Origin of the sequence: Aliihoeflea sp. 40Bstr573 (assembly GCF_024105655.1) — a bacterium.
Classification (GTDB): Bacteria; Pseudomonadota; Alphaproteobacteria; order Rhizobiales; family Rhizobiaceae; genus Aliihoeflea.
The window spans coordinates 17,575-36,724 of sequence record NZ_JAAAMH010000025.1 but is presented as its reverse complement, the minus strand read 5'-3'; the positions used below and the strand labels follow the sequence as shown (position 1 = coordinate 36,724).

Below are 19,150 nucleotides of genomic sequence, written 5' to 3'. Positions count from 1 at the left end.
GGGCTTCGGGCGGCTCAAGCGCTTCAAGCGCGTCGCCCTGCGCTGCGAAAAGACCGCACGGAACTACCGATCCATCGTCAGTTTCGCGGCCGGCCTATGCTTGATCAAATTCGTCCACACGGCCTAGAAGAAAGATCGTCGACGCCAACTTGCGCTGCAGAATAAAGAAGATCGCAACAGCGAGCGTAGTGAGCGTCATGACAGCGATGCCTCCCGCTGCTGTCAAATCTCGGAAAACCTCTTCAAGCCATGGTGGACCGGTGGGCCGGTCGATGTTTCCATCGGACCGCAGAAGAAGCAGAAGGTCCCGGTCAAGATCGGCTGTCGATCCCCGGACGACCGCATCAGCCAGCTCGGCAAAGGCCCAGAAGCCTGCAACGGAGATTGCCAATATGAGAAGTGTGCCGAGCTCGATATTGTGCTGGATCCATCGGCTGACGATCTTTTTTGTGATAATTCGCATATGAGGCAGACCATAAAGGAGTCGACGACATTCGGCCACTGCGCAACTGCTGCGTTCCTGGATGCTCTCATGCTGGACTGAATGAACGGCAGGTTTCGGCCATCGGTGACGGTACTCTGAACGGCAAGAACGGGGTCGATTGCAGAACGGCCGCCTTCTGTCGGAACCCGCCAATACCGGACAGTCCGCATCCGGCCCCAATCGAGGCGGAAATTGATTTCCCTGCAGATTATGACCTCGCCGCGCTTCAACTTCGGGAATGGGGTGGCAAGCTACCCGACCGCTTCTGGGGCCCCAAGCCGGGAAAGCGGCCGTTCAGCAGGCTACTGTACTTCGACCACAATGCGCCTCCATGTCGGTCGTAGATGCCAGCTTTGCCTGCGCCCAGAAGCGGTCATTCACGCTAATGGCGGCAGTTGTCGAGGAGCGTGCCTTCGGTGATCTCCAGATCGAGCCGCGACGGCGCGAGGCCGGACGAAGCGACGGCCGACAGGACCGTTTCGGCAAGCTTTGCATCTTTGAACTGCAGGGGCGGGATATTGACCGAGACCGGACAGCGTTCCGTTCTAGGATGCTGCATCGCGCGTCGCCGTTCGCAGCACCCATTCGCCGATCGCCGGCATCCGGCCTATTGCCCCGGCCCACGTTATGAAACTGGCCGGGGTCACCGCCGTTCCGTCCGAACGGGTCCACCGAAGCAGAGCTTCGAAGCCCGTCACGGTTGCGGTCGCAAGGTCGACCTGCGGTTGGTAGACAAGACTGAACTCCTCAAGCGCCAGCGCGGCGCGCAAGGCGCTTTCCAAGCCCCGGCGCGCCTCCACCGCGTCTTTCATGCATGGATCGAAAAAATCGATGACAGCCGCGGCCGCCCCGTTTGGCCGCATAGAGCGCCAGATCGGCGTTCGAGATGTTTCGGAAACATCCGAGCCCGCGTCGCCCATGGCCACGCCGAGGCTGGCTCAGACATTCACCGAACGCCCTTCGATGATGTACGTCCGCGACAAGAGGTCGACGAGGCGGCGCGCCATGCTTTCCGGCGACATTTTGTCGAACTCCGCTTGCATTCCGACGAATTCGTCGCCGTCGAAGCGCGCAACAAGGCCCTCGTCCTCGCACAGCTTTATAAGGCGGGCGCCGGCCAGTCGCACAGCGGGGCCCCGCCGGATGGCCGAGCGGATCGTTGACGAACTTGAACCTGTCGAGGTCGATGTAGTGGATGGCATATCGATCCGCCCTGACCGCCTAGCCGCAGAGATGTTGCCGAGCAGGCGGATCGATATTTGGAGCTAGTTGACGTTGGACGACCGGCGGTTGGATCGACGCTCGTAGGCGAGGATTTCCGCCAGATCAAGCCCCGGCCACCAGAGCGGCGAGTACAAGTCGGGCATAGGGCGGCGCGCCGCGATTTTCTCAGGCTCTGAGCGATCCTACGGCCAATCCCAACCGGCGTGCCAACCCATTGCGGTCGGTTGCGAGGCTCTTCAGCGCGGATTCGACTTCTTGATGAAACGTCCTGTCCATGAAGCTGCCTAACGCCGCTCGCCCCGTCGGGCAAGAATGGATTGCTCGCGATCATCCAGACAGCGGCCAGATCCGGATCAGAAGTTCGCCCCCGAACCAGAACACGAAAGCGACCCATGCTGCTGCCAGGATGGCCGCCAAAAACGCGAGAATAAGTGCAAGCCCATCCCGCAAGATCAAGGCGAACGCGATCATGGCGATGGCGGCGACTGGCGGCACGTTGCCGAAGGGTATCGGCAGCCCGATCATGATGGAGAGAGGCAGGATGACCAGACCTGCGACGCGGGCGGTCTTTTGTCTGGCGAGCCACTCGAAGCGGCCCGGCGCGTGCAGAGTTTCGATCGTAATCAGCCAGCCTCGCGCTCGCTTGCCAGCGTTCGTCAGCACTCCGGTTGAGACAGACCGCCGAGTGAGCACGGCGGGCAGCCACGGCTTGCGACGGCCAATGATCATCTGGATGGCGAGGATTGCGACCGCCGTGCCGAACACCATGCCGTATGGGCCCGGAATCGGAAGAAGCGCTGGCAGCACGAGGACCAGAACCAGCATCGGGAAGCCTGCCGCACCGAGTTGGTCGACAACGTCACCGATCACGATGCGATCCCGATCTCCGCAGGCCGCCAGCAAAGCGTCGACCACTTCCGACGCGGTGAGCGGAACAGCGTCATCGTCAACAGCCGAGACGTGACGATCCGGTTCTCGTTTCTGAGAGATTGCAAGTCGGGTCACGGGAGTAGGCTCGTGCTGTTTTTCCGGCATCTCATGCAAGGTCCAGGGCCAACCGGATTGCGGCCAGAGCGCCGGCACAGGCCGTCGTAAACGCGGCGCGCGTGTTGAGCATCTGTGACCGGTTCAAGGCGACGACCAGACGATTGATGTCTGCGGCGCTCAGTTCCTCGCGCCGCGTGATCCGCCTGACCCGGTGACGGCCGGATGCCCACCAGAGCCATGCGGAAGCCATCGCAAAACCGACGATGGATAGATCGAGTATCGTAGAGAGGTTATGCATAGTCGGCTGCTCTTTTTTCCGTTCCCGCCTTGATCGTGGGCGCTGGCCGGCGAACGAATTTCCGCCCGCGGTGAAGCGCTGCGCTTACCCACTGGCGCCTTCCTGTGGCTCAAGAAACGGCCGAGCGGCGTCGATGGCAGCCGCGCATTCCGGTGCAGCTTCGGCGAGAAGCGTGGCCGGGTCGGCAAAGCCGATCCAGACGCCGAATGCGTTCGATGTCGCCCACCACAGATCGTCCAAGGCGCGTTTGACGATCTGCGGTCCGTGCTCGGTTGCACAGGCGATGATCGAGGCCACCACCTCCTGCGGTGCGCGGGTATCGGCAAGCGACCTCGCGATGTCCTGCTGAAGCGGTTCGACAAGAAAAAAGGTGATCACGGCGACCAGCATGTCATGCATTGCTTCAACTCCTTGCGTTCGAACGTGTCGAATTGAATTCCAAGTGCGCCATCCGGCAGCCCTGGCGCTGAACTACTGTCCAGCGCCGGGGCTGAGCCTCAGGGGCGCGGCAGTTCTTCCGGCCCGGCATGCGGCGGCTGCGACCGCGTCTTGACCAGGCTCCAGATGACGCCCGACGCGATGATGGCGAAGGTGATGCCAAGCGAGAGCGCGGCGGGGAACTTTTCGAGACCGAGCAGGTCAGCGACAAAGATTTTCGACCCGATGAAGATCAGCACGATCGCCAGCGCCGGCTTCAGATACTGGAAGCGGTGGATCATCGCAGCGAGCGCGAAGTAGAGCGCGCGCAGGCCGAGAATGGCAAAGATGTTCGACGTGTAGACGATGAACGGGTCCGTCGTGATGGCGAAGATCGCCGGTACCGAATCCACGGCGAAGATCACGTCGGCGATCTCGACCATCACGAGCGCCATGAAGAGCGGCGTCATGAACCAGACGAGCTTGCCGGTCTTCGGATCGGGCTTCTTGACGAAGAAGTCCTGGCCGTGGTGCTCGTCGGTGACGTTGAAGCGACGGCGCAGGAACCCGACCACGGGATTGTTGCCGATCTCGGGCTCCTTGTCGCCGATCCACAGCATTTTGATGCCGGTGATCACGAGGAATGCGGCGAAGATGTAGAGCACCCAGGAGAACTGCGAGACGAGAGTCGCGCCGAGGCCGATCATGATGGCACGCAGGACAATGACGCCGAGGATGCCCCAGAAGAGCACGCGGTGCTGGTATTTGCGGGGTACGGCAAAGAACGAGAAGATCAGCGCGATGACGAAGACGTTGTCGAGCGCCAGCGTCTTTTCGACCACGAAGCCGGTCAGATAATTCATTCCGGATTCCGCACCGAGCTGCCACCACACCCAGCCGCCGAAGGCGAGGCCGAGGGTAATGTACATCGACGACAGGATCAGGCTTTCGCGCACCTCGATCTCGTGATTGTCGCGGTGAAGCACGCCCAGATCGAAGACCAACAGCGCGATGACGATCGAGATAAAGCCGAGCCACATCCAGACCGGCTTGCCGAGCCAGTCGGCGAACAGAAATGCAAATTCCACGTGAACTCTCCGGCCGGTCGTCCACGGTGAAAAAATGTCCGACATCGCGAGAGGACCGGCATCTCTCGCCAGAGGGGCCCGGACTTGGGCAATGAACATGTCCGCCGCCGATCCCACAGGATCAGCGGCGGTAGACCAGCTAGGTTGCGGCCGAAGTCAAACGGCGGATCAGGACGGTCACAACGCCCAGGATCGCGACGCCGACAACCCACACGATCGCGATCAGCGGTCCGTCAAGCGGCGCAGCGATCTGTGCGAACCAGGCGATCAAGCCATCGGCAGCGTCCATGCCGGCCATCCAGCCGACTGCCGCCTCGACGGCGGCATAGGCGGCAAGCGCGAGTAGCGACCATGCGACGATCAGGGCAACACCGCCGTAACCGACGACGCGGCTGAGCTTTGTCGCCTGGCGCGGTTGAAGGTGCATGGATGCGCCCTCACGCCCGCGGCCGCGCCATCGCCGGGGTGAAGGACCTGCGGCGAATTACGGGGGGGACTGTCGCCTGCCCTTCCCGATTGAGCCGCTCGAGATACTCGATCTGCTCGCGAAAGCGCAGCTTGAGCTTCTTCAAGCCGTAGAGCTTCAGGCTGTCAGGCGCGGGACGCGCCTGCTCGCGCTCGATACGGGCCTGAATTTGCGCACGCCGATTGCGCAGCGAGCTCAGGAACGGGTCCATGTTGATACCTCCTTGTTGACCACGAGGCTGATTTGGATATCCCTTCGCGATTGCGCCAATTGATTGTTGAAATCGCCATGATAGTCGTCAACTATCAGCCATGCCGTTCCGACCAACCCTGCGCCAGCTCGAATATGTCGTCGCCCTTGCCGAATGCGGTCATTTCGGCAAGGCCGCCAAGCGCTGCCATGTCTCGCAACCCACGCTGTCCGTTCAGATCGGGATCGTCGAAGAAAACCTCGGCATCCAGCTCTTCGAGCGGACATCGGCAACGGTCCTGATCACCCCGGTCGGAGAACGCTTTCTGCACGGAGCGCGCGTTACGCTTGCTGCGATGAATGATCTGATGGACGCGGTGGCGCAGGACGGCGCAGCCTTGGGCGGCGTGGTCAGGCTCGGCACGCCGCCTAGCTTCGGGCCGTACTTCCTGCCGACCTTCCTGCCGCCCCTGCACCAGACATATCCCGACCTCAAGATTTACATCGTCGAGGATCGCCCGGCCGCGATCGAAACCGCTGTCGCCGAGGGAACGCTCGATTGCGGCCTCGGCCCGTCGTGCGGCGAGCCCTCCCTGACCTTCGTCCCGATCGGCAGCGAGCGGCTCTATCTCGGCGTCCCTGCCGATCATCGCCTTGCGCAAAGGCGTTCCGTTGCCGTCAACGAACTGGCAGGCGAACGCCTTCTGGCGCTGGGGAGCGGCAACCGTCTTCTGGAGAACGTCCAGCACCTGGCGGAGGCGTCGGGTGCGACGGTCGTCGACGACTATGCCGGCACCAGCCTGGACGCGATCCGCCAGATGGTCTCGATCGGCATGGGCTGTTCCCTGTTCCCGGAACTTTATGCAAGGGCGGAGTTCCGCAACGCGGAAGAAGTGCATCTCCTGGAAGTGAGCGACTGGCGCGAGACCCGCGAAGTCGGGGTCTATTTCAGGGCGACGACCGGGAGGGTGGCGCATTTTGAGGAACTGGCCGAAAGGGCCAAGGATGCAGCACGGACTCTCGGCATCGGGTAGCTGAACCACTCCGTTCTGCGTCAAGCCTGCTGCAAGAGCGTTCGCAAAGCCGGGTTCGGAAAGCGCCGTTCCATTGTTACCGCGAAGAAGGTCTCCGTGATCCCCAAGGGCTCGTCGCCCTCGACGAGGAGGCCGGCCGCCAGTTCGTCCTTGACGACGATGGGCGGCAGGACGGCAAGGCCGACATCTTCACGCGCCAGAAGCCGCATCATCGCCATGTCCTCGACCTCCGCGACGATCTGCGGGCGCACGCCCAAGCGATCGGCAAGAGCGTCGAAGCCGGCGCGCACGTTGCTCTCCAGCGTCGGCACGATGACGGGATGATCGTGCAGGAGGTCGGCGAGCCCCGCTTTGCCGCCGAACCGATACGGCGTGCCGACGAGGCCGACCGGCTGTTCCGCGATCCGATGCGCGACGAAGGACGTCAGCACATCGCGCGCGGGCGCGTGGTTGATCAGGACGACGTCGAGGTTGAGCGATTCCAGCGCGCGCAACAGTTCGGCAGCGCCGCCGGAGCGCAAGACGAGCTCGATGTCGGTCCGGCCGAGAACGGGCCGCAGAAATTCCATCTGGAAGTTACGCGACAGCGTGGCGAGCGCCCCGACCCGCAGGGCCTGGCGCGCGGTACCCGTCTCCCGAAGCGTGCCGAGCAACTCCTCTCCCGTGGCGAAGATCGTATCGGCATGGTCGAGCGCGATGCGGCCGGCCTCGGTCAGATGAAGCTGTCGTCCGCGCCGGTCGAAGAGCGCATGGCCGAGTTGCTCTTCAAGTTTGCGGATCTGCACCGAGAGCGCCGACTGGGTCAGGTTCAGGCGAGCGGCCGCGCGCGTGAGGTTGCCATCATGGGCGACGGCCCGGAAGTACAGCAGATGGTGATAGTTGAGCGCTGCCATGACGTTCGATAATAACGAACGGAATTGAGCAGACAATGCATTTTCTTTCGGACTGCGGCTCGGTTAGCAGCAGAGTGTCGCCACCGCTCCCCAAGGAAACCGCCTTGTCGCTCAATTTACTTCCGCTCGCCGCACCGCTACTCCTGCTTTTCGCCGCGCTTTTCGCGTCTTCTCGTCCGGGTCGAAGGCCGCCGCGCGTAGCGGCCGTCGCCGAGGGAGCCGCCATGTCGGCCCTCACGGTCGCGACCGGGTCGCTGCTTCTCCTGCTGCTGAAGGGTTCGGGCGACAGCGCGTTGATCGGCTGGGCTGGTATCGGCCTGTCCGCGCGGCTCGACGCCGTCAGCGTGACGATGCTGCTGCTCGTCTCCTTCGTCGGGTGGATCGTGTTGCGCTATTCGCGCACCTATCTCGACGGCGAGGCCCGGCAGGGCGCTTTCACCGGCTGGCTGTGCGCGGCGCTTGCCGCAGTCCTCCTCCTCGTCCAGGCCGGCAATCTCGTGCAACTGCTCGGCGCGTGGATCGCGACAAGCTTTGCGCTCCACCGTCTGCTACTCTTCTATCCCAAGCGCATCGGGGCGCAGCGCGCGGCGCGCAAGAAGCAGCTCTTCGCGGTTCTGGGCGCCTTGTCGCTGGCCGGCTCGGTGCTGCTGATGAGCACGGCCTTCGGCACGACCGACATCGCCGCGATCAACGCCATGGCCAGATCGGCCGACCTCTCCTGGCACGCGCCGGCGGCGGCGGGCTTGCTGGCGCTCGCGGCGCTGTTGAAATCGGCGCAATTCCCGACCCATGGCTGGCTGACCGAGGTGATGGAGGCGCCGACGCCGGTCTCGGCGCTCCTCCATGCCGGCGTCATCAATGCCGGCGGCTTCCTGCTGATCCGCTTCGCCGACGTGATGCTGCTCGCACCCGGCGTGCTGGCGGTGCTGGCGATGGTCGGCGGCTTCACCGCCCTGTTCGGCGCGCTCGTCATGCTGACCCAGCCTGCGGTCAAGACCTCGCTCGCCTGGTCGACCGTGGCGCAGATGGGGTTCATGATCCTGCAGTGCGGGCTGGCGCTGTTCCCGCTGGCACTGCTCCACATCGTCGCCCACTCGCTCTACAAGGCGCATGCCTTCCTGGCTTCGGGCGGCGCCGTCGAGCAGGTCGCGTCCATCCGCCGGCCCGGACCGGTCGCCATACCCAAAGGTGGCGCGGTGGCTCGCGCCTTCCTTATTGCGCTCGCGATCTATTTTACGATCGGCGCCGCCTTCGGCCTCGGCTTCGGGTTCGAGCACAAATCGCCGCAGGCTCTCGCGCTCGGCGCCATCCTCATCTTCGGCGTCGCCTATCTGCTGGCCCAGGGGCTAGCGGATGCCGCACCGCGCGCCCTGACGGCGAGGACGGCGCTTTATGCGACTGCGGCCGCCCTTGGCTATTTCGCGCTCCAGACGGCGGCCGAATGGCTGACGGCGGGCGCGCTGCCGGCGACGCCCGCGCCTGGCCGGCTCGAATGGACCTTGATGGCGCTCGCCGTCCTCACCTTCGGTCTGGTCGCGGTCGCGCAGGCGCTGTTCCCGCTGTGGGCGGGCCATCCCGCTGCGGCGGGCCTGCGGGTCCATCTCTCCAACGGGCTTTATGTCAACGCCATGCTCGATCGCATGCTGGGCGGCTGGTCCGTCCGCAAGCCCTCGTGACGCTCAAGGATCAGGAAAACCCCCATGCTGATGACTGCACCCAAGACCTCACTTCCCGACCCCGAAGCAATCCTGGCTGCGGCACATGGCGCGGCGCGCGCCATCCCGCCGCTCTGGCCACTGGCGTCGAGCGTCGCTGTCAATCCGTTCCTCGGCCAGACGGGCGAGCCTTTGGCCGAAGCCGCGGCGCGGCTGCGGCGGGCGGCCGGTATCCGGCTGACCATGGCGCGCGGCTGGTATCGGGAGCGCCACCAAAGCGGCGACCTCACCGACGACGACTTGGCCGAAGCGCTTGGAGCGGCGCCAGCATCGATGCGTCCGAAGACGGTCGCCGCGCTCAAGCAGGCGATGCAGGTCGAGCCGGCCGAGGCGCGGGCTTTGCCGACCGTCGCCGAATTGGCAAGCGAGGCCAGCGGCATCGACTGGCAGGCCGTGGTCGATGAGCGGATCAGCCACTGGGCGGCAGGCTATTTCGATCAGGGCCAGGCGCTCTGGGCCGCAGCGCAAGGCCGCAGCGCCTATGCCTCCTGGCGCACCGTCGCCATGCATGACCTGACCCCGGAGATCATCGGTCTCGCCGGCTTCGCCAGCACCGTGGCCGACACCCCCGAAAGCGCCGAGTCCGCCCTGATCGACGCCGTCGAGACGCTCGGCCTGTCCGAGTCGGCGCTGGAAAGCTGCTTCCACCGCCTGCTGGCAAGCCTAGGCGGCTGGGCGCAGCTCGCGCGCTATCGCCTCTGGCAGGCCGAGCTTACCGGCGAGGCCGACGCCACGCTGACGGACCTCCTCACCATTCGTCTCGTCTGGGAAGCAGCACTTCTGAGCCAATACGAGCACGAGATCGGCACGCAATGGCGCGAGGCCGTGATCGCCCATGCCGAACCGGTCGCCGCGAGCGCAGAGGATCATGTCGATGCGATCCTCCAGGAGGCCGCTGAGCGCGCCGCCCAGAGTAAGCTGCGGACCCTTTTCGCCGCAACGGTGTCTACTGCGCCGGCTTCGTCGCGTCCCGCCATGCAGATGGCCTTTTGCATCGACGTGCGCTCGGAGGTCTTTCGCCGCGCGCTGGAAACGCTCGATCCCGGCATCAGCACGCTCGGCTTCGCCGGTTTCTTCGGCATGGGGATCGCGCATCGGCGCTTCGGCTCGGACGTGGTGGAAGCCCGCCTGCCGGTACTGCTCCGGCCCGGTCTCTTCACCTGCTCTGGAGAGCCGACGCCTGAGACCGAGCGCGCGGATCGGGCGGCACGCATCGCGGCGCGTGCCAAGCGTGCCTGGGGCCGCTTCAAGCTTGCCGCCATCTCCTCTTTCGCCTTCGTCGAGGCGACGGGGCCGGTCTATGTCGGCAAGCTTCTGCGCGACGCGCTGGGGCTCACCCGCAATGCCGCACCGAACGACCCCGCGCCACGGCCGGCCGACACGATCGGCCTCGACCAGCGGATCGCGATGGCCGAAACCGTCCTCAGGGCCATGTCGCTCACCGATGGTTTCGCGAGGTTGGTGCTGATCGCCGGCCACGGCGCCAGTGTCGTCAACAACCCGCATGCCAGTGCGCTGCATTGCGGGGCCTGCGGCGGCTATTCGGGCGAGGTCAATGCCCGGCTGCTCGCCTCGCTGCTCAACGCGCCCGACGTGCGCACCGGCCTAGTCGCGCGCGGCATCGTGGTCCCTGAAGACACCCTGTTTCTGGCGGCCCTCCACGACACGACGACCGACCATGTCACCATCTACGACGCCGATCATTCCTCGGTGGACCACGCCGCGGACCTGGCAGCGGCCAAAGACTGGCTCCAGACCGCGGGCGGCCTTGCCCGCGCCGAGCGGGCCGGGCGCCTGCCCCGCGCCCGGACGCAGGCCGATATCGCCCGCCGCGCCCGCGATTGGGCCGAGCTACGGCCCGAATGGGCGCTCGCCGGCTGCAAGGCTTTTGTCGCCGCCCCGCGGGGACGCACCGCCGGCCGCGATCTGGCCGGCCGCGCCTTTCTGCACGACTATGACTGGCGGCGGGACGAAAGCTTTGGCGTGCTCGAACTGATCCTGACCGCGCCGGTCGTGGTCGCGAGCTGGATCAGCCTGCAATATTACGGCTCGACGGTTGCACCCGAACTCTTCGGCGCAGGCAACAAGCTCCTGCACAATGTCACCGGCGGCGTCGGCGTGGTCGAAGGCAATGGCGGCCTCTTGCGCGCGGGGCTGCCCTGGCAGTCGGTTCATGACGGCGAGCGGCTGGCGCATGAACCGCTGCGGCTGTCCGTCGTCATCGAGGCCCCGCGCGAGGCGATCGCCGGCATCCTCGAGCGCCACGCGGATGTCCGGGCACTGTTCGACAATCGCTGGCTGCATCTCTTCGCCCTCGACGAGGACGGCCGCATGGCCTGGCGCTACGCCGGCGACCTCGCGTGGGACGAACAGGAGGTGGAGGCCCCACGACTTCAGGCAAGCGCATGAAGACCCTCGTTCCGGAACCCGTCGCCCTTGCAGCCGCCGCCGGCCACCGGTCGGCACCCTATGCCGGCGGGAAAGCCGTGCTTGCCACGATGCACGGAAAGGAAGAAGCAATCGCGCCCGTACTCCGCGACCGGCTCGGACTGCTCGTCTCGTCCGCGCCTGATATCGACACCGACGCGCTCGGCACCTTCACCGGCGAGATCCCGCGCGCCGGCACCATTCGCGAGGCGGCGATCGCCAAGGCGCGGCTGGGCATGGAGGCAACCGGCCTGCCGATCGGCCTTGCCAGCGAAGGCAGCTACGGCCCGCACCCGCAGATTCCGTTCGTTCCCGGGGGCGTCGAGCTCATGGTGCTCGTCGACGACACGCGCGCCATCGTCGTTAGCGAGCATCTGATCGACGACGCGCCGGTCTTCGGCCACGCCTATGTGGCTGCGGGCGACGAGCTGACGCCCATCCTCGATCGTCTCTGCTTTCCCGCACACGCCCTTATCGTGAGACCGGCCGAGAGCGACAACGGAGTTGGCCACATCCACAAGGGTCTGCGCGACAGAACCGCGCTCGAGTTGGCCGTCATGTCGGCCCAGGCGCAGTCGAAGGACGGCCGGGCGCTGATCCAGACCGACATGCGCGCCCACATGAACCCGACCCGGATGGCGACGCTCGGCCGCCTCGCGTCCGCGCTCGCCGAGCGGCTGTCCACGCTCTGTCCGGCCTGCGGCATGCCCGGCTACGGACAGGTCGATGTCGAGACCGGCCTGCCTTGCGACTGGTGCGGCACGCCAAGCCTCATGGTCCGCCATCGCGTCTTCGGCTGTGTCGCATGCCCCCATCGTGAGAACCGGCCGCGCGGCGACGGGCTGACGAAGGCCGATCCGGGACACTGTCCCTTGTGCAACCCATGACCGGACGATGGAGAAAGGCCGATGACGAAAGCTGATGACGCGCCGCAGACCAATGACGAGCGGATCGCCTGGGTTCTGGCGCATCCTCGGATGAGCCCATGGCTGAAGGCGGCCCTCGAAGGCGCCAGGAAATGCCATCCGGTGGAAGTGCAAAACGATCTTGAGATTCTCAATTTGCTCCTGCGTGCGTATGTCGCCGAAGGCCTCGGCGCCAACGTGCGGAATTCGAACATGACGTGAAGTGTGTGGTGATAGGGTCAGTGGCGTCGCATCTGATGCTGGGGCCGGTCGGCTACGACCGTTTACGGCTTCCGTCCACCAGATTCTGTTGGCCGCAATGGGCCTACGCTGACCAAGCAAACTTTGCCCAACAGGGCAGTGCGGGAAAGGCAGCTAACCGCCAAGCGCTTCCAACAGCGGACCGTCCGGACTCGGCCCCCTTCCTGCAGGAGTCTCATACGACGTTTCTCCCGCGGCCAATCAAGGCCGAGGAGAACTCACATGGGCCATTCTATCTACGATGATGCCAGCCGCGAGCGCGCTGCATGGAACGCTGGAAAGAAGGTCGGCAAAAAGCGTCCGTTCACCCAGAAGCAGATCTGGGCAATTCGCTTCTTTCTCGATCGCGAGAGACGCGTTCGAGACCGGGCGCTGTTCGATCTGGCAATCGACAGCAAGCTTCGCGGATGTGACCTGGTCAAGATCAGGATTCGCGATGTGGTCGCCGGACCGGAGGTCAGAACCCGTTCGACCGTAATCCAGCAAAAGACGCGGCGGCCGGTGCAGTTCGAAATCACCTCCGATGTGAGAGCCAGCCTGCTGCCGTGGCTCGAAAGACGCGGAGGCTCGGTCGAGAACTACGCGTTCCCGAGCCGGATCGATCACACGAAGCACATGAGCACGAGGCAGTATGCACGCCTGGTTGATGAATGGGTGACAGCGGTCGGTCTGCGTTCAGAGGAGTCCGGCACCCACTCGCTTCGTCGTACGAAAGCGTCGATGATCTACAGGGCGACGGGAAATATCCGCGCCATCCAGATCCTGCTCGGTCACTCGAAGATCGAGAACACAGTGCGCTACCTTGGCGTCGACGTGGAGGACGCACTCCTCCTCGCCGAGAGAACCGAGATCTGACGCAGAGCGGCCGTCCGGACCGAGCGCGGATGGCCGCTCACGGCACGACTTCGAGCAGGCTGCTCCGGCCATCGTGGGGTGATGGGGTGGACGCCCCCCGGCGGCATCGATGTGCCAAAGTGGAGGTGTTGAACACCACTTGAGGAGGCGTCCATGTCAGAAGTTACCACAATCGGGCTTGATATCGCGAAGAACGTTTTTCACGCCTATGGCGCGGCTGCCAGCGGGCAGGCTCGCTTCAGCCGGAAGATCAGCCGCACAAAGTTGCTTGAGTTTTTCGCCAAACAGCCACGGTGTCTGGTGGCGTTAGAGGCCTGCGGCGGTGCGCACCACTGGGCCCGCGAACTCACGGAACTGGGTCACGAGGTAAAGCTAATCCCTCCGGCTTACGTAAAACCATTCGTTAAATTATGCTCACCTCGTCATAACTTCACTAATCACGAGGTCGCCATAATGCGGAGGAGCGCGGCCTGATCGGCGGATTCTCGCCTTTTTTGTCCATGTTCCTCCGCATTATTTCAGAGCGTGTCGAGCCAGGCGAGCACGCTTGCATTGCGCTTCCAGGATGGCTGGCCGCCGGGTGTGGTTGGAGCGGTGACCTTCTCCAGGGCTTTCCGTTTCGTTTCCAGATTGGCCCTGGCATAGTGGTTGGTCGTGTCAAGGCTCACATGCCCGAGCCAGCTTCGGATGACCGTAACGTCGACGCCGGCCGAGATGAGGTGCACGGCGGCAGCGTGCCGGAAGGCGTGTGGCGTTACATGCTTGGCACGCAGCGTTGGCATGGTTTCGGCCGCCGCCTTCACGTAGGCGGCGAGCTTGAACCGGACCCCCGAGGCGCTGAGCGGCTCACCATAGCGGTTGACGAACAGCCGCTGGTCGGGCGCTCGTGGTTGCCGTTCAAGCAGTTTCTTCAGCAACATCACGGTTTCCGGCCAGAGCGGGCAGATACGTTCCTTCCGGCCCTTGCCGGTCAGACGCACGCAGTTCGGGCTTTCGAACCGGATTGCTTCGGGGCACAGGTCGAGCGCTTCCTGTATTCGTGCGCCGCTATTGTAGAGGAACGAGAGCAGCGCATGATCCCGCATGCCCTCAACGGTCGAACGGTCTGGCTGACCCAGGATCGCCGTCACTTCCGCCGGATCCAGATAGCTCGGTTCCGACACCGGAGCGCGCTTGATCGGTATGTTGAGGATTTCCACGCATTGCGCGATCGATCCAGGATCCCTGGTGGCCACGAAGTGGAAGAAGCTGCGGATCGCTGCAAGCCGGCAGTTGCGCGTGCCGATCGTACCGCCACGGTCATGTTCGGCGTGGCTGAGGAATGCGGCGATCTCGTTGGCGGCCAGATCGGCCAGCGTGATCATAGCCACCTTCTTCCCGGTGCGCTGGGCGACGAACCGGAGCAATAACCGCCAGGGTATCGCGGTATGATCGAACCGTATTGATGGAGGCGTTGCGCTGCTCGACCAGCCATTCGTAGAAGAAGGCGCGCATCAGGTCGGGGAACCGGTCAACCTTGCTCATCGCCGTACCTCCTGCCCCAGACTGAGGCACGGCGCGCCAACCGCCCGGAACCGCTCATTTGCGTAATGCAGCAGTTCCTGCGTGACGGTGATGTAGACCAGGGTGGAGTTGATATCCCTATGACCGAGATAGGTCGCGAGGAACGGCAGGCGATCCTGCGGGTTGACGCCTGTTCGGTACCATTCCAGGATCCTGTTCACGACCATCGAGTGGCGCAGGTCATGAACGCGAGGCCCTGTTTTTCCTCGCAATGGCTTCAACCCCGCTCGGCGTATGACGTCGGAGAGCAGCCACGTGATCATTTCCGGTGTGTAATGGCCATCGCCTCGCTCGTGCCAGAACAGGCCGGAGCGCGCGTCCTGTGATCCACCGGCACGCCGCCGCGCATCGATATAGGCGCGAAGCTCGACTACAACGCTGTCGGGAAGCGGCAGGATCCGGGTCTTGAAGAACTTGGTCCGCCGGATGGTTATCGTACCGTCCTGCAGGTCGACGTCACCAAGATCGAGGCGGGCAAGCTCGCCGCGCCGCAAGCCTGCGCAATAGGCGAGCAGCAGCATCATGTACATGCTCAGCGGTCGAAGCGGCACCCGTGGCGACGGATAGGTACGTGCGACGTCGAGCATCCGTCGTACGTCGGCAGGCGAGTAGATATGGGGCTTTCGCCATTGCCTGGCGGCCTCCTTCCTCGGTCTCGGGTCTGGTCGCCGCACAGGTATCGACGGGTCGCGGTGACGAAGGATTTTCGCAAAGACGCGCTTGAGCTTTTCACATTCCTCCGCGTGGTGACGCGTCACATTCGTTGCCGCCCATCGATCGATCATGGCGCTCAGCGGTTCGGTTTCCGGTCCCGGATGCAACTGCAGGAACCGGTCGAACCGCAAGAGCAACAGGGGCTGCGACGTGTATTTGTATCCTCTGCGCCGCATCATCGCGACATGCTCGGCCATCATTTCGCCCAGCACGCTGCCGAACGGCCTGGGCTGACGCAATTCGGCCAGAGCCTGTTCCGGATCCCGCGACGCCAATGCCCGCCAGACCGGCATGCACTGCTTGATATTGCACTCATCGCGCAGAGCGGCGACGGGATTGCGTTCGATCGCGCCGATTTCCACCAGGCGTTCGAGGAACCGGTCAATGATGCGGGTGCGGTGCAAGAGCGTGGATGGCGCCCGGCGAACGGCTGATTCTCGTAGCCAGGCCAGCAGCACTTCCTGACCGAGTGCATCGTAACGTTCGGCGACATCCTGGAAGCCATGCAAGACCTGCCGATAACAGGCTCGGCTTTTCATGCTGCGCAGATCAAGGCTCGCGACATGGCGGCCAATGATCGCGCGGTCGGGATCGGGCCAGCGGGCGGTCATGCCAGCACCTCCGTTCCCGGCACGTCAAGCGCGATGGCCCTGAGATCCTCGGTGGCGAGTTTGAGGTAGGGAGCCGTCGATCCTGTCGAACGGTGTCCCAGCACGTCGCCGATGACCTTTCGAGGCACCGCGACCCGCAGCATCTCAACCGCCCGCGCATGACGGAAGATATGGGGTCCACACTTGCCAGGCGGTTGGACGCCAGCGTCACGGAGCCGCCGGCGAACCACGCTGTAAAGCTTGTCGAGCTTGCGATATGGCGCGCGTGTGCGGAGGAAGATTTCCCTGGCGTCCGTCATGGGCCGCCCGGAACGCAGATAAGCAAGCACCGCTTCGCCGACCGGCTCCATCAGGGGCAGCGATGTGCTGGCTCGCGTCTTGTGGTGGCGAACATGGATGGCTTCCGTCCGCCAGTCGATGTCCTCGATCCGCAGATTGCGGATTTCTCCAGACCGTAGCCCATATGTTGCAAGGAGTTGCAGGATCGCATGATCCCGCAGCCCCGCCGATGTCCCGTCCTTCTTCGCGCTCTCCAGCACAGCGACTATCTGGTCGCGGCCCAGGACTGACGGTATTCCTTCGTATGCATAAAGCGTCGGAGCTATCACATGCCCTGACAGGTCCATTGTGGCGCGACCCGTGATGTGGAGATAACGCAGCAGCGAGCGAAGCCGCTCTGCGACAGACTTCAGCGAGCAGCGCGTCAGTTTCGGCGCGCGCAGATCCATATAACGGTCTACGTCAACGACGCTCAGCCCCGCCAAGCCGCCGCTTCCGTGATCGATCTGCCAGGCAAGGAAGTTCCGGGCTTCCCACATTAACGCTGCGACGCTGGAGCGAGCCAACCCGCGTTCCTCACGCAGCCAGATTTCGTATTCGTCGCAAATTGCAAATCGGGCCACATCGGCCGCGCAGGTAGGCTCGATAGGTGGCGGCCATTGACCGTGAGCAAGCCGCAACAAGGCATGAATTCCGGAGCGCGGAACCTCGTGCCAGCGTGTGCTGGGACGTCGACCCCGCTGTTTCTGGAACACTACGATCGCGTGCCGCAGATATTGCTCTACGTGCACGTCGATCACGTTCGAGATCAAGATCCCCTGCTGTCCCAGATAATCGAGAAATCCAGATGCGTAGGTGCAGTAGTTCCTCACCACGACCGGGCTGTATCGCTGACTGATAAGGGAGGAATTGAGTGCGGCAATTAGTTCGTGAAGGATATCGGGCATTGGTGGTCCTCTGTTGGTCGATTGACCCCCAGAGGTTCGGCACCGAATAATGCAAAGCAAGCCGATCCGAAAACGGCGAGAATCCGCCGATCAGGCCGCGCTCCTCCGCATTATGGCGACCTCGTGATTAGTGAAGCGGAACAAGAACGATGCCGTCGATGCCGAGGCAATCTGTGAAGCTGCGCAGCGACCGAACATGCGGTTCGTCGCGATCAAGAGCGAGGCGCAACAGGCATCGGCGCTGGTGTTCCGAACCCGCGATCTGCTGGTGCGGCAGCGCACCCAGTTGATCAACGCCATTCGGGGTCATCTGACCGAGTATGGCTGGGTTGCACCCAAAGGCCCCTCACATGTGGCGGTGCTGGGCGACCTGCTTGATGGTGACATGGGATCATCGCTTCCGGAGGCAGCCAGGCCGATGTTCCGAACGATGCTCGATCTGCTTGAAGTATTGAACGGGAAGATCGGCGAACTGGATAAAGAAATCGCGCAGCGAGCCCGAGAAGATGCGATTGCCAAGCGACTGATGACGATACCGGGCGTGGGCCCGATCACGGCCACGGCGATTGCCGCACTCGCTCCACCGCCCGAGTCGTTCACCAAAGGAAGAGACTTTGCCGCCTGGCTGGGTCTGGCTCCGCGTCAGCTCTCGACTGGGGGCAAGCAAAAGCTGGGGTCGATCACGAAGATGGGCGAGCGAACCTTACGACGTCTTCTCATCATCGGGTGCAGCGCCGTCGTCCTGCAGGCGAGCAAACGTGGTGCGCCGGCGGGTTCGTGGCTTGAGCAGATGATGGCTCGAAAGCCACGCATGCTGGTCACGGTCGCACTGGCCAACAAGACGGCGCGCATCATCTGGGCGCTGCTCTTGAAGCAGGAGGAATACAAAGCTCCGGTCGCCGTTGCGGCGTAAGCCAAGGCGGACCAGGGGTCGTCGGAGACGTAGTCGGTCGAAGGAAGGTATGGCGCAACAGTCGGCGAGACGGGGTCGGAAAACCAGGGCTTTCCACTGTGCCTCGAGCACGCTGTGGGTGATATGGATCCGATCCGCGAACTCCCATACGGGCCCGCAGCCTCTGGTGCTGCATCAGAGGCCGGACAGATGGCAGCATCCGACCACGTGCCAACCTTCAAAAAACCGCTTGCGTCTCATGGGGCGTCCACAGATGGAAAGCGGAATGGCTGCATTTCGTTGCGAGCTTGCAAAAGCCGACGTTCGCTCACGAAATCTGTCAGCGCAGATACCCATCCAAGACCGCGGCGATGGCATCACGCAAGGAGACAATAGTCTCCCAGCCGATCCCCTACTTTTCGGTTTCCCGCTGACGCGAGCGCTCAGCATGCCACTCCCGATCGATGGAGCCCTCTTCTGCTTTGTGAAAGAACTGCGAGCAGACCAACCACCCTTTCAGCGGCCTAAGCAGCAGGACGCAGGATACCACGATGAGAGGCAACGTAGTGATAACGTGCGCCCAAAGCGGGGGGTTGAACGAAGCTTGTAGCCAAACGGCGAAGGCCAACGCGGGAATTGTCGCAATCGTGATTGCAAAAAAAGCAGGCCCATCTGCCGGATCGGCAAACGAATAACTTAGGCCGCAAACTTCGCACTGCTCCGCCATCGCCAGGAACCCTTTGAAAAGAGAGCCCTGCTGGCAGCGTGGGCACAATCCCTTAATGCCTGTCAGCATCGGATTATTGGTCGGGGTGTAGGATTCTATCACTTCGAACTCCATCATCCGGCCAATCATGCGTGACTGGCCCATGTTCCAAGATCGCGATTAGCTACTATCGGA

General features: G+C 63.6%; 22 protein-coding genes and 2 pseudogenes. 8 read left to right on the top strand and 16 right to left on the bottom strand.

Features of this window, described 5'->3' with window-relative positions:
• Positions 1 to 94: 94 nt before the first annotated feature.
• The 10 genes from GTK01_RS18890 to GTK01_RS18845 form a co-directional block, all read right to left on the bottom strand.
• Positions 95 to 463 (bottom strand): hypothetical protein, encoded by a 369-nt coding sequence (locus GTK01_RS18890; protein ID WP_252928992.1) that lies wholly within the window; start codon positions 461 to 463, stop codon positions 95 to 97.
• 403 nt (positions 464 to 866) lie between these two features.
• Positions 867 to 1,043, bottom strand: a complete 177-nt coding sequence (locus GTK01_RS18885) for an EAL domain-containing protein (RefSeq protein WP_137387896.1) — start codon at positions 1,041 to 1,043, stop codon at positions 867 to 869.
• Positions 1,030 to 1,296: an EAL domain-containing protein gene (locus GTK01_RS18880; RefSeq protein ID WP_305883899.1), complete on the bottom strand. Its 267-nt coding sequence runs from the start codon at positions 1,294 to 1,296 to the stop codon at positions 1,030 to 1,032. Before GTK01_RS18880 ends, GTK01_RS18885 begins: the two co-directional genes overlap by 14 nt.
• Positions 1,297 to 1,422: 126 nt before the next feature.
• Positions 1,423 to 1,686 carry a hypothetical protein gene (locus GTK01_RS18875; RefSeq protein WP_252928989.1) on the bottom strand — a complete coding sequence of 88 codons (264 nt, stop codon included), beginning with the start codon at positions 1,684 to 1,686 and terminating at the stop codon, positions 1,423 to 1,425.
• Positions 1,687 to 2,035: 349 nt separating this feature from the next.
• Positions 2,036 to 2,743, bottom strand: a complete 708-nt coding sequence (locus tag GTK01_RS18870; protein WP_252928986.1) for an exopolysaccharide biosynthesis protein — start codon at positions 2,741 to 2,743, stop codon at positions 2,036 to 2,038.
• Between the two features lies 1 nt (position 2,744).
• Positions 2,745 to 2,993 carry a hypothetical protein gene (locus GTK01_RS18865; protein ID WP_090597688.1) on the bottom strand — a complete coding sequence of 83 codons (249 nt, stop codon included), beginning with the start codon at positions 2,991 to 2,993 and terminating at the stop codon, positions 2,745 to 2,747.
• An 84-nt stretch (positions 2,994 to 3,077) separates the two neighbouring features.
• On the bottom strand, positions 3,078 to 3,392 hold the full coding sequence (locus GTK01_RS18860) for a hypothetical protein (RefSeq protein WP_252928983.1): 315 nt from the start codon (positions 3,390 to 3,392) through the stop codon (positions 3,078 to 3,080).
• Positions 3,393 to 3,490: 98 nt separating this feature from the next.
• Entirely contained in the window at positions 3,491 to 4,498 is a 1,008-nt protein-coding gene (locus GTK01_RS18855; RefSeq protein WP_252928981.1) for a TerC/Alx family metal homeostasis membrane protein, read from the bottom strand.
• A gap of 139 nt (positions 4,499 to 4,637) precedes the next feature.
• Positions 4,638 to 4,925, bottom strand: a complete 288-nt coding sequence (locus tag GTK01_RS18850; RefSeq protein WP_252928979.1) for a hypothetical protein — start codon at positions 4,923 to 4,925, stop codon at positions 4,638 to 4,640.
• Positions 4,926 to 4,935: 10 nt separating this feature from the next.
• On the bottom strand, positions 4,936 to 5,175 hold the full coding sequence (locus GTK01_RS18845; RefSeq protein ID WP_252928977.1) for a DUF465 domain-containing protein: 240 nt from the start codon (positions 5,173 to 5,175) through the stop codon (positions 4,936 to 4,938).
• A gap of 100 nt (positions 5,176 to 5,275) precedes the next feature.
• Between GTK01_RS18845 and GTK01_RS18840 the strand changes: the two genes are divergently transcribed.
• Complete coding sequence (locus GTK01_RS18840; RefSeq protein ID WP_252928975.1) at positions 5,276 to 6,187, top strand: LysR substrate-binding domain-containing protein; 912 nt, start codon at positions 5,276 to 5,278, stop codon at positions 6,185 to 6,187.
• Between the two features lie 20 nt (positions 6,188 to 6,207).
• Here the strand turns inward: GTK01_RS18840 and GTK01_RS18835 are convergent, their stop codons facing one another.
• Complete coding sequence (locus GTK01_RS18835; RefSeq protein ID WP_252928973.1) at positions 6,208 to 7,080, bottom strand: LysR family transcriptional regulator; 873 nt, start codon at positions 7,078 to 7,080, stop codon at positions 6,208 to 6,210.
• A gap of 104 nt (positions 7,081 to 7,184) precedes the next feature.
• Here GTK01_RS18835 and GTK01_RS18830 point away from each other — a divergent pair, with 104 nt between their 5' ends.
• From GTK01_RS18830 to GTK01_RS18805, 6 genes and pseudogenes are all read left to right on the top strand, one after another.
• Complete coding sequence (locus GTK01_RS18830) at positions 7,185 to 8,756, top strand: proton-conducting transporter membrane subunit (protein ID WP_252928971.1); 1,572 nt, start codon at positions 7,185 to 7,187, stop codon at positions 8,754 to 8,756.
• A gap of 24 nt (positions 8,757 to 8,780) precedes the next feature.
• On the top strand, positions 8,781 to 11,204 hold the full coding sequence (locus GTK01_RS18825; protein WP_252928970.1) for a YbcC family protein: 2,424 nt from the start codon (positions 8,781 to 8,783) through the stop codon (positions 11,202 to 11,204).
• On the top strand, positions 11,201 to 12,109 hold the full coding sequence (locus tag GTK01_RS18820) for a DUF6671 family protein (RefSeq protein ID WP_252928968.1): 909 nt from the start codon (positions 11,201 to 11,203) through the stop codon (positions 12,107 to 12,109). Before GTK01_RS18825 ends, GTK01_RS18820 begins: the two co-directional genes overlap by 4 nt.
• 21 nt (positions 12,110 to 12,130) lie before the next feature.
• On the top strand, positions 12,131 to 12,349 hold the full coding sequence (locus GTK01_RS18815; RefSeq protein ID WP_090597679.1) for a hypothetical protein: 219 nt from the start codon (positions 12,131 to 12,133) through the stop codon (positions 12,347 to 12,349).
• A 261-nt stretch (positions 12,350 to 12,610) separates the two neighbouring features.
• Positions 12,611 to 13,243, top strand: coding sequence for a tyrosine-type recombinase/integrase (locus GTK01_RS18810; RefSeq protein WP_252928966.1), 633 nt, complete (start codon positions 12,611 to 12,613; stop codon positions 13,241 to 13,243).
• A 153-nt stretch (positions 13,244 to 13,396) separates the two neighbouring features.
• A pseudogene (locus GTK01_RS18805) lies at positions 13,397 to 13,651 on the top strand (IS110 family transposase); the annotation flags it as partial.
• A 110-nt stretch (positions 13,652 to 13,761) separates the two neighbouring features.
• On the opposite strand, the gene GTK01_RS18800 reads toward GTK01_RS18805, so the two are convergent.
• The 4 genes from GTK01_RS18800 to GTK01_RS18785 are packed head-to-tail and all read right to left on the bottom strand — an operon-like array spanning position 13,762 to position 17,357.
• The gene (locus GTK01_RS18800) at positions 13,762 to 14,607 is read right to left on the bottom strand and encodes a tyrosine-type recombinase/integrase (protein WP_252928964.1); all 846 of its coding nucleotides are present in this window, start codon (positions 14,605 to 14,607) and stop codon (positions 13,762 to 13,764) included.
• On the bottom strand, positions 14,543 to 14,767 hold the full coding sequence (locus GTK01_RS18795) for a hypothetical protein (RefSeq protein ID WP_252928962.1): 225 nt from the start codon (positions 14,765 to 14,767) through the stop codon (positions 14,543 to 14,545). The genes GTK01_RS18800 and GTK01_RS18795 overlap by 65 nt, the downstream gene beginning before the upstream one ends.
• Positions 14,764 to 16,131 carry a tyrosine-type recombinase/integrase gene (locus GTK01_RS18790; RefSeq protein WP_252928959.1) on the bottom strand — a complete coding sequence of 456 codons (1,368 nt, stop codon included), beginning with the start codon at positions 16,129 to 16,131 and terminating at the stop codon, positions 14,764 to 14,766. The genes GTK01_RS18795 and GTK01_RS18790 overlap by 4 nt, the downstream gene beginning before the upstream one ends.
• Positions 16,128 to 17,357: a site-specific integrase gene (locus GTK01_RS18785; protein WP_252928957.1), complete on the bottom strand. Its 1,230-nt coding sequence runs from the start codon at positions 17,355 to 17,357 to the stop codon at positions 16,128 to 16,130. The genes GTK01_RS18790 and GTK01_RS18785 overlap by 4 nt, the downstream gene beginning before the upstream one ends.
• Positions 17,358 to 17,487: 130 nt before the next feature.
• Here GTK01_RS18785 and GTK01_RS18780 point away from each other — a divergent pair.
• Positions 17,488 to 18,270: pseudogene (locus GTK01_RS18780) on the top strand (IS110 family transposase); the annotation flags it as partial.
• A gap of 391 nt (positions 18,271 to 18,661) precedes the next feature.
• Here GTK01_RS18780 and GTK01_RS18775 read toward each other — a convergent pair.
• Positions 18,662 to 19,120, bottom strand: a complete 459-nt coding sequence (locus tag GTK01_RS18775; RefSeq protein ID WP_371924396.1) for a DUF983 domain-containing protein — start codon at positions 19,118 to 19,120, stop codon at positions 18,662 to 18,664.
• Positions 19,121 to 19,150: the final 30 nt, after the last annotated feature.

Coding starts and splice junctions, on each gene's coding strand:
- GTK01_RS18890 (WP_252928992.1), bottom strand. CDS start 463: ATGCGAATTATCACAAAAAAGATCGTCAGCCGATGGATCCAGCACAAT.
- GTK01_RS18885 (WP_137387896.1), bottom strand. CDS start 1,043: ATGCAGCATCCTAGAACGGAACGCTGTCCGGTCTCGGTCAATATCCCG.
- GTK01_RS18880 (WP_305883899.1), bottom strand. CDS start 1,296: ATGAAAGACGCGGTGGAGGCGCGCCGGGGCTTGGAAAGCGCCTTGCGC.
- GTK01_RS18875 (WP_252928989.1), bottom strand. CDS start 1,686: ATGCCATCCACTACATCGACCTCGACAGGTTCAAGTTCGTCAACGATC.
- GTK01_RS18870 (WP_252928986.1), bottom strand. CDS start 2,743: ATGCCGGAAAAACAGCACGAGCCTACTCCCGTGACCCGACTTGCAATC.
- GTK01_RS18865 (WP_090597688.1), bottom strand. CDS start 2,993: ATGCATAACCTCTCTACGATACTCGATCTATCCATCGTCGGTTTTGCG.
- GTK01_RS18860 (WP_252928983.1), bottom strand. CDS start 3,392: ATGCATGACATGCTGGTCGCCGTGATCACCTTTTTTCTTGTCGAACCG.
- GTK01_RS18850 (WP_252928979.1), bottom strand. CDS start 4,925: ATGCACCTTCAACCGCGCCAGGCGACAAAGCTCAGCCGCGTCGTCGGT.
- GTK01_RS18845 (WP_252928977.1), bottom strand. CDS start 5,175: ATGGACCCGTTCCTGAGCTCGCTGCGCAATCGGCGTGCGCAAATTCAG.
- GTK01_RS18840 (WP_252928975.1), top strand. CDS start 5,276: ATGCCGTTCCGACCAACCCTGCGCCAGCTCGAATATGTCGTCGCCCTT.
- GTK01_RS18835 (WP_252928973.1), bottom strand. CDS start 7,080: ATGGCAGCGCTCAACTATCACCATCTGCTGTACTTCCGGGCCGTCGCC.
- GTK01_RS18825 (WP_252928970.1), top strand. CDS start 8,781: ATGCTGATGACTGCACCCAAGACCTCACTTCCCGACCCCGAAGCAATC.
- GTK01_RS18820 (WP_252928968.1), top strand. CDS start 11,201: ATGAAGACCCTCGTTCCGGAACCCGTCGCCCTTGCAGCCGCCGCCGGC.
- GTK01_RS18815 (WP_090597679.1), top strand. CDS start 12,131: ATGACGAAAGCTGATGACGCGCCGCAGACCAATGACGAGCGGATCGCC.
- GTK01_RS18810 (WP_252928966.1), top strand. CDS start 12,611: ATGGGCCATTCTATCTACGATGATGCCAGCCGCGAGCGCGCTGCATGG.
- GTK01_RS18800 (WP_252928964.1), bottom strand. CDS start 14,607: ATGATCACGCTGGCCGATCTGGCCGCCAACGAGATCGCCGCATTCCTC.
- GTK01_RS18795 (WP_252928962.1), bottom strand. CDS start 14,767: ATGAGCAAGGTTGACCGGTTCCCCGACCTGATGCGCGCCTTCTTCTAC.
- GTK01_RS18790 (WP_252928959.1), bottom strand. CDS start 16,131: ATGACCGCCCGCTGGCCCGATCCCGACCGCGCGATCATTGGCCGCCAT.
- GTK01_RS18785 (WP_252928957.1), bottom strand. CDS start 17,357: ATGCCCGATATCCTTCACGAACTAATTGCCGCACTCAATTCCTCCCTT.
- GTK01_RS18775 (WP_371924396.1), bottom strand. CDS start 19,120: ATGGGCCAGTCACGCATGATTGGCCGGATGATGGAGTTCGAAGTGATA.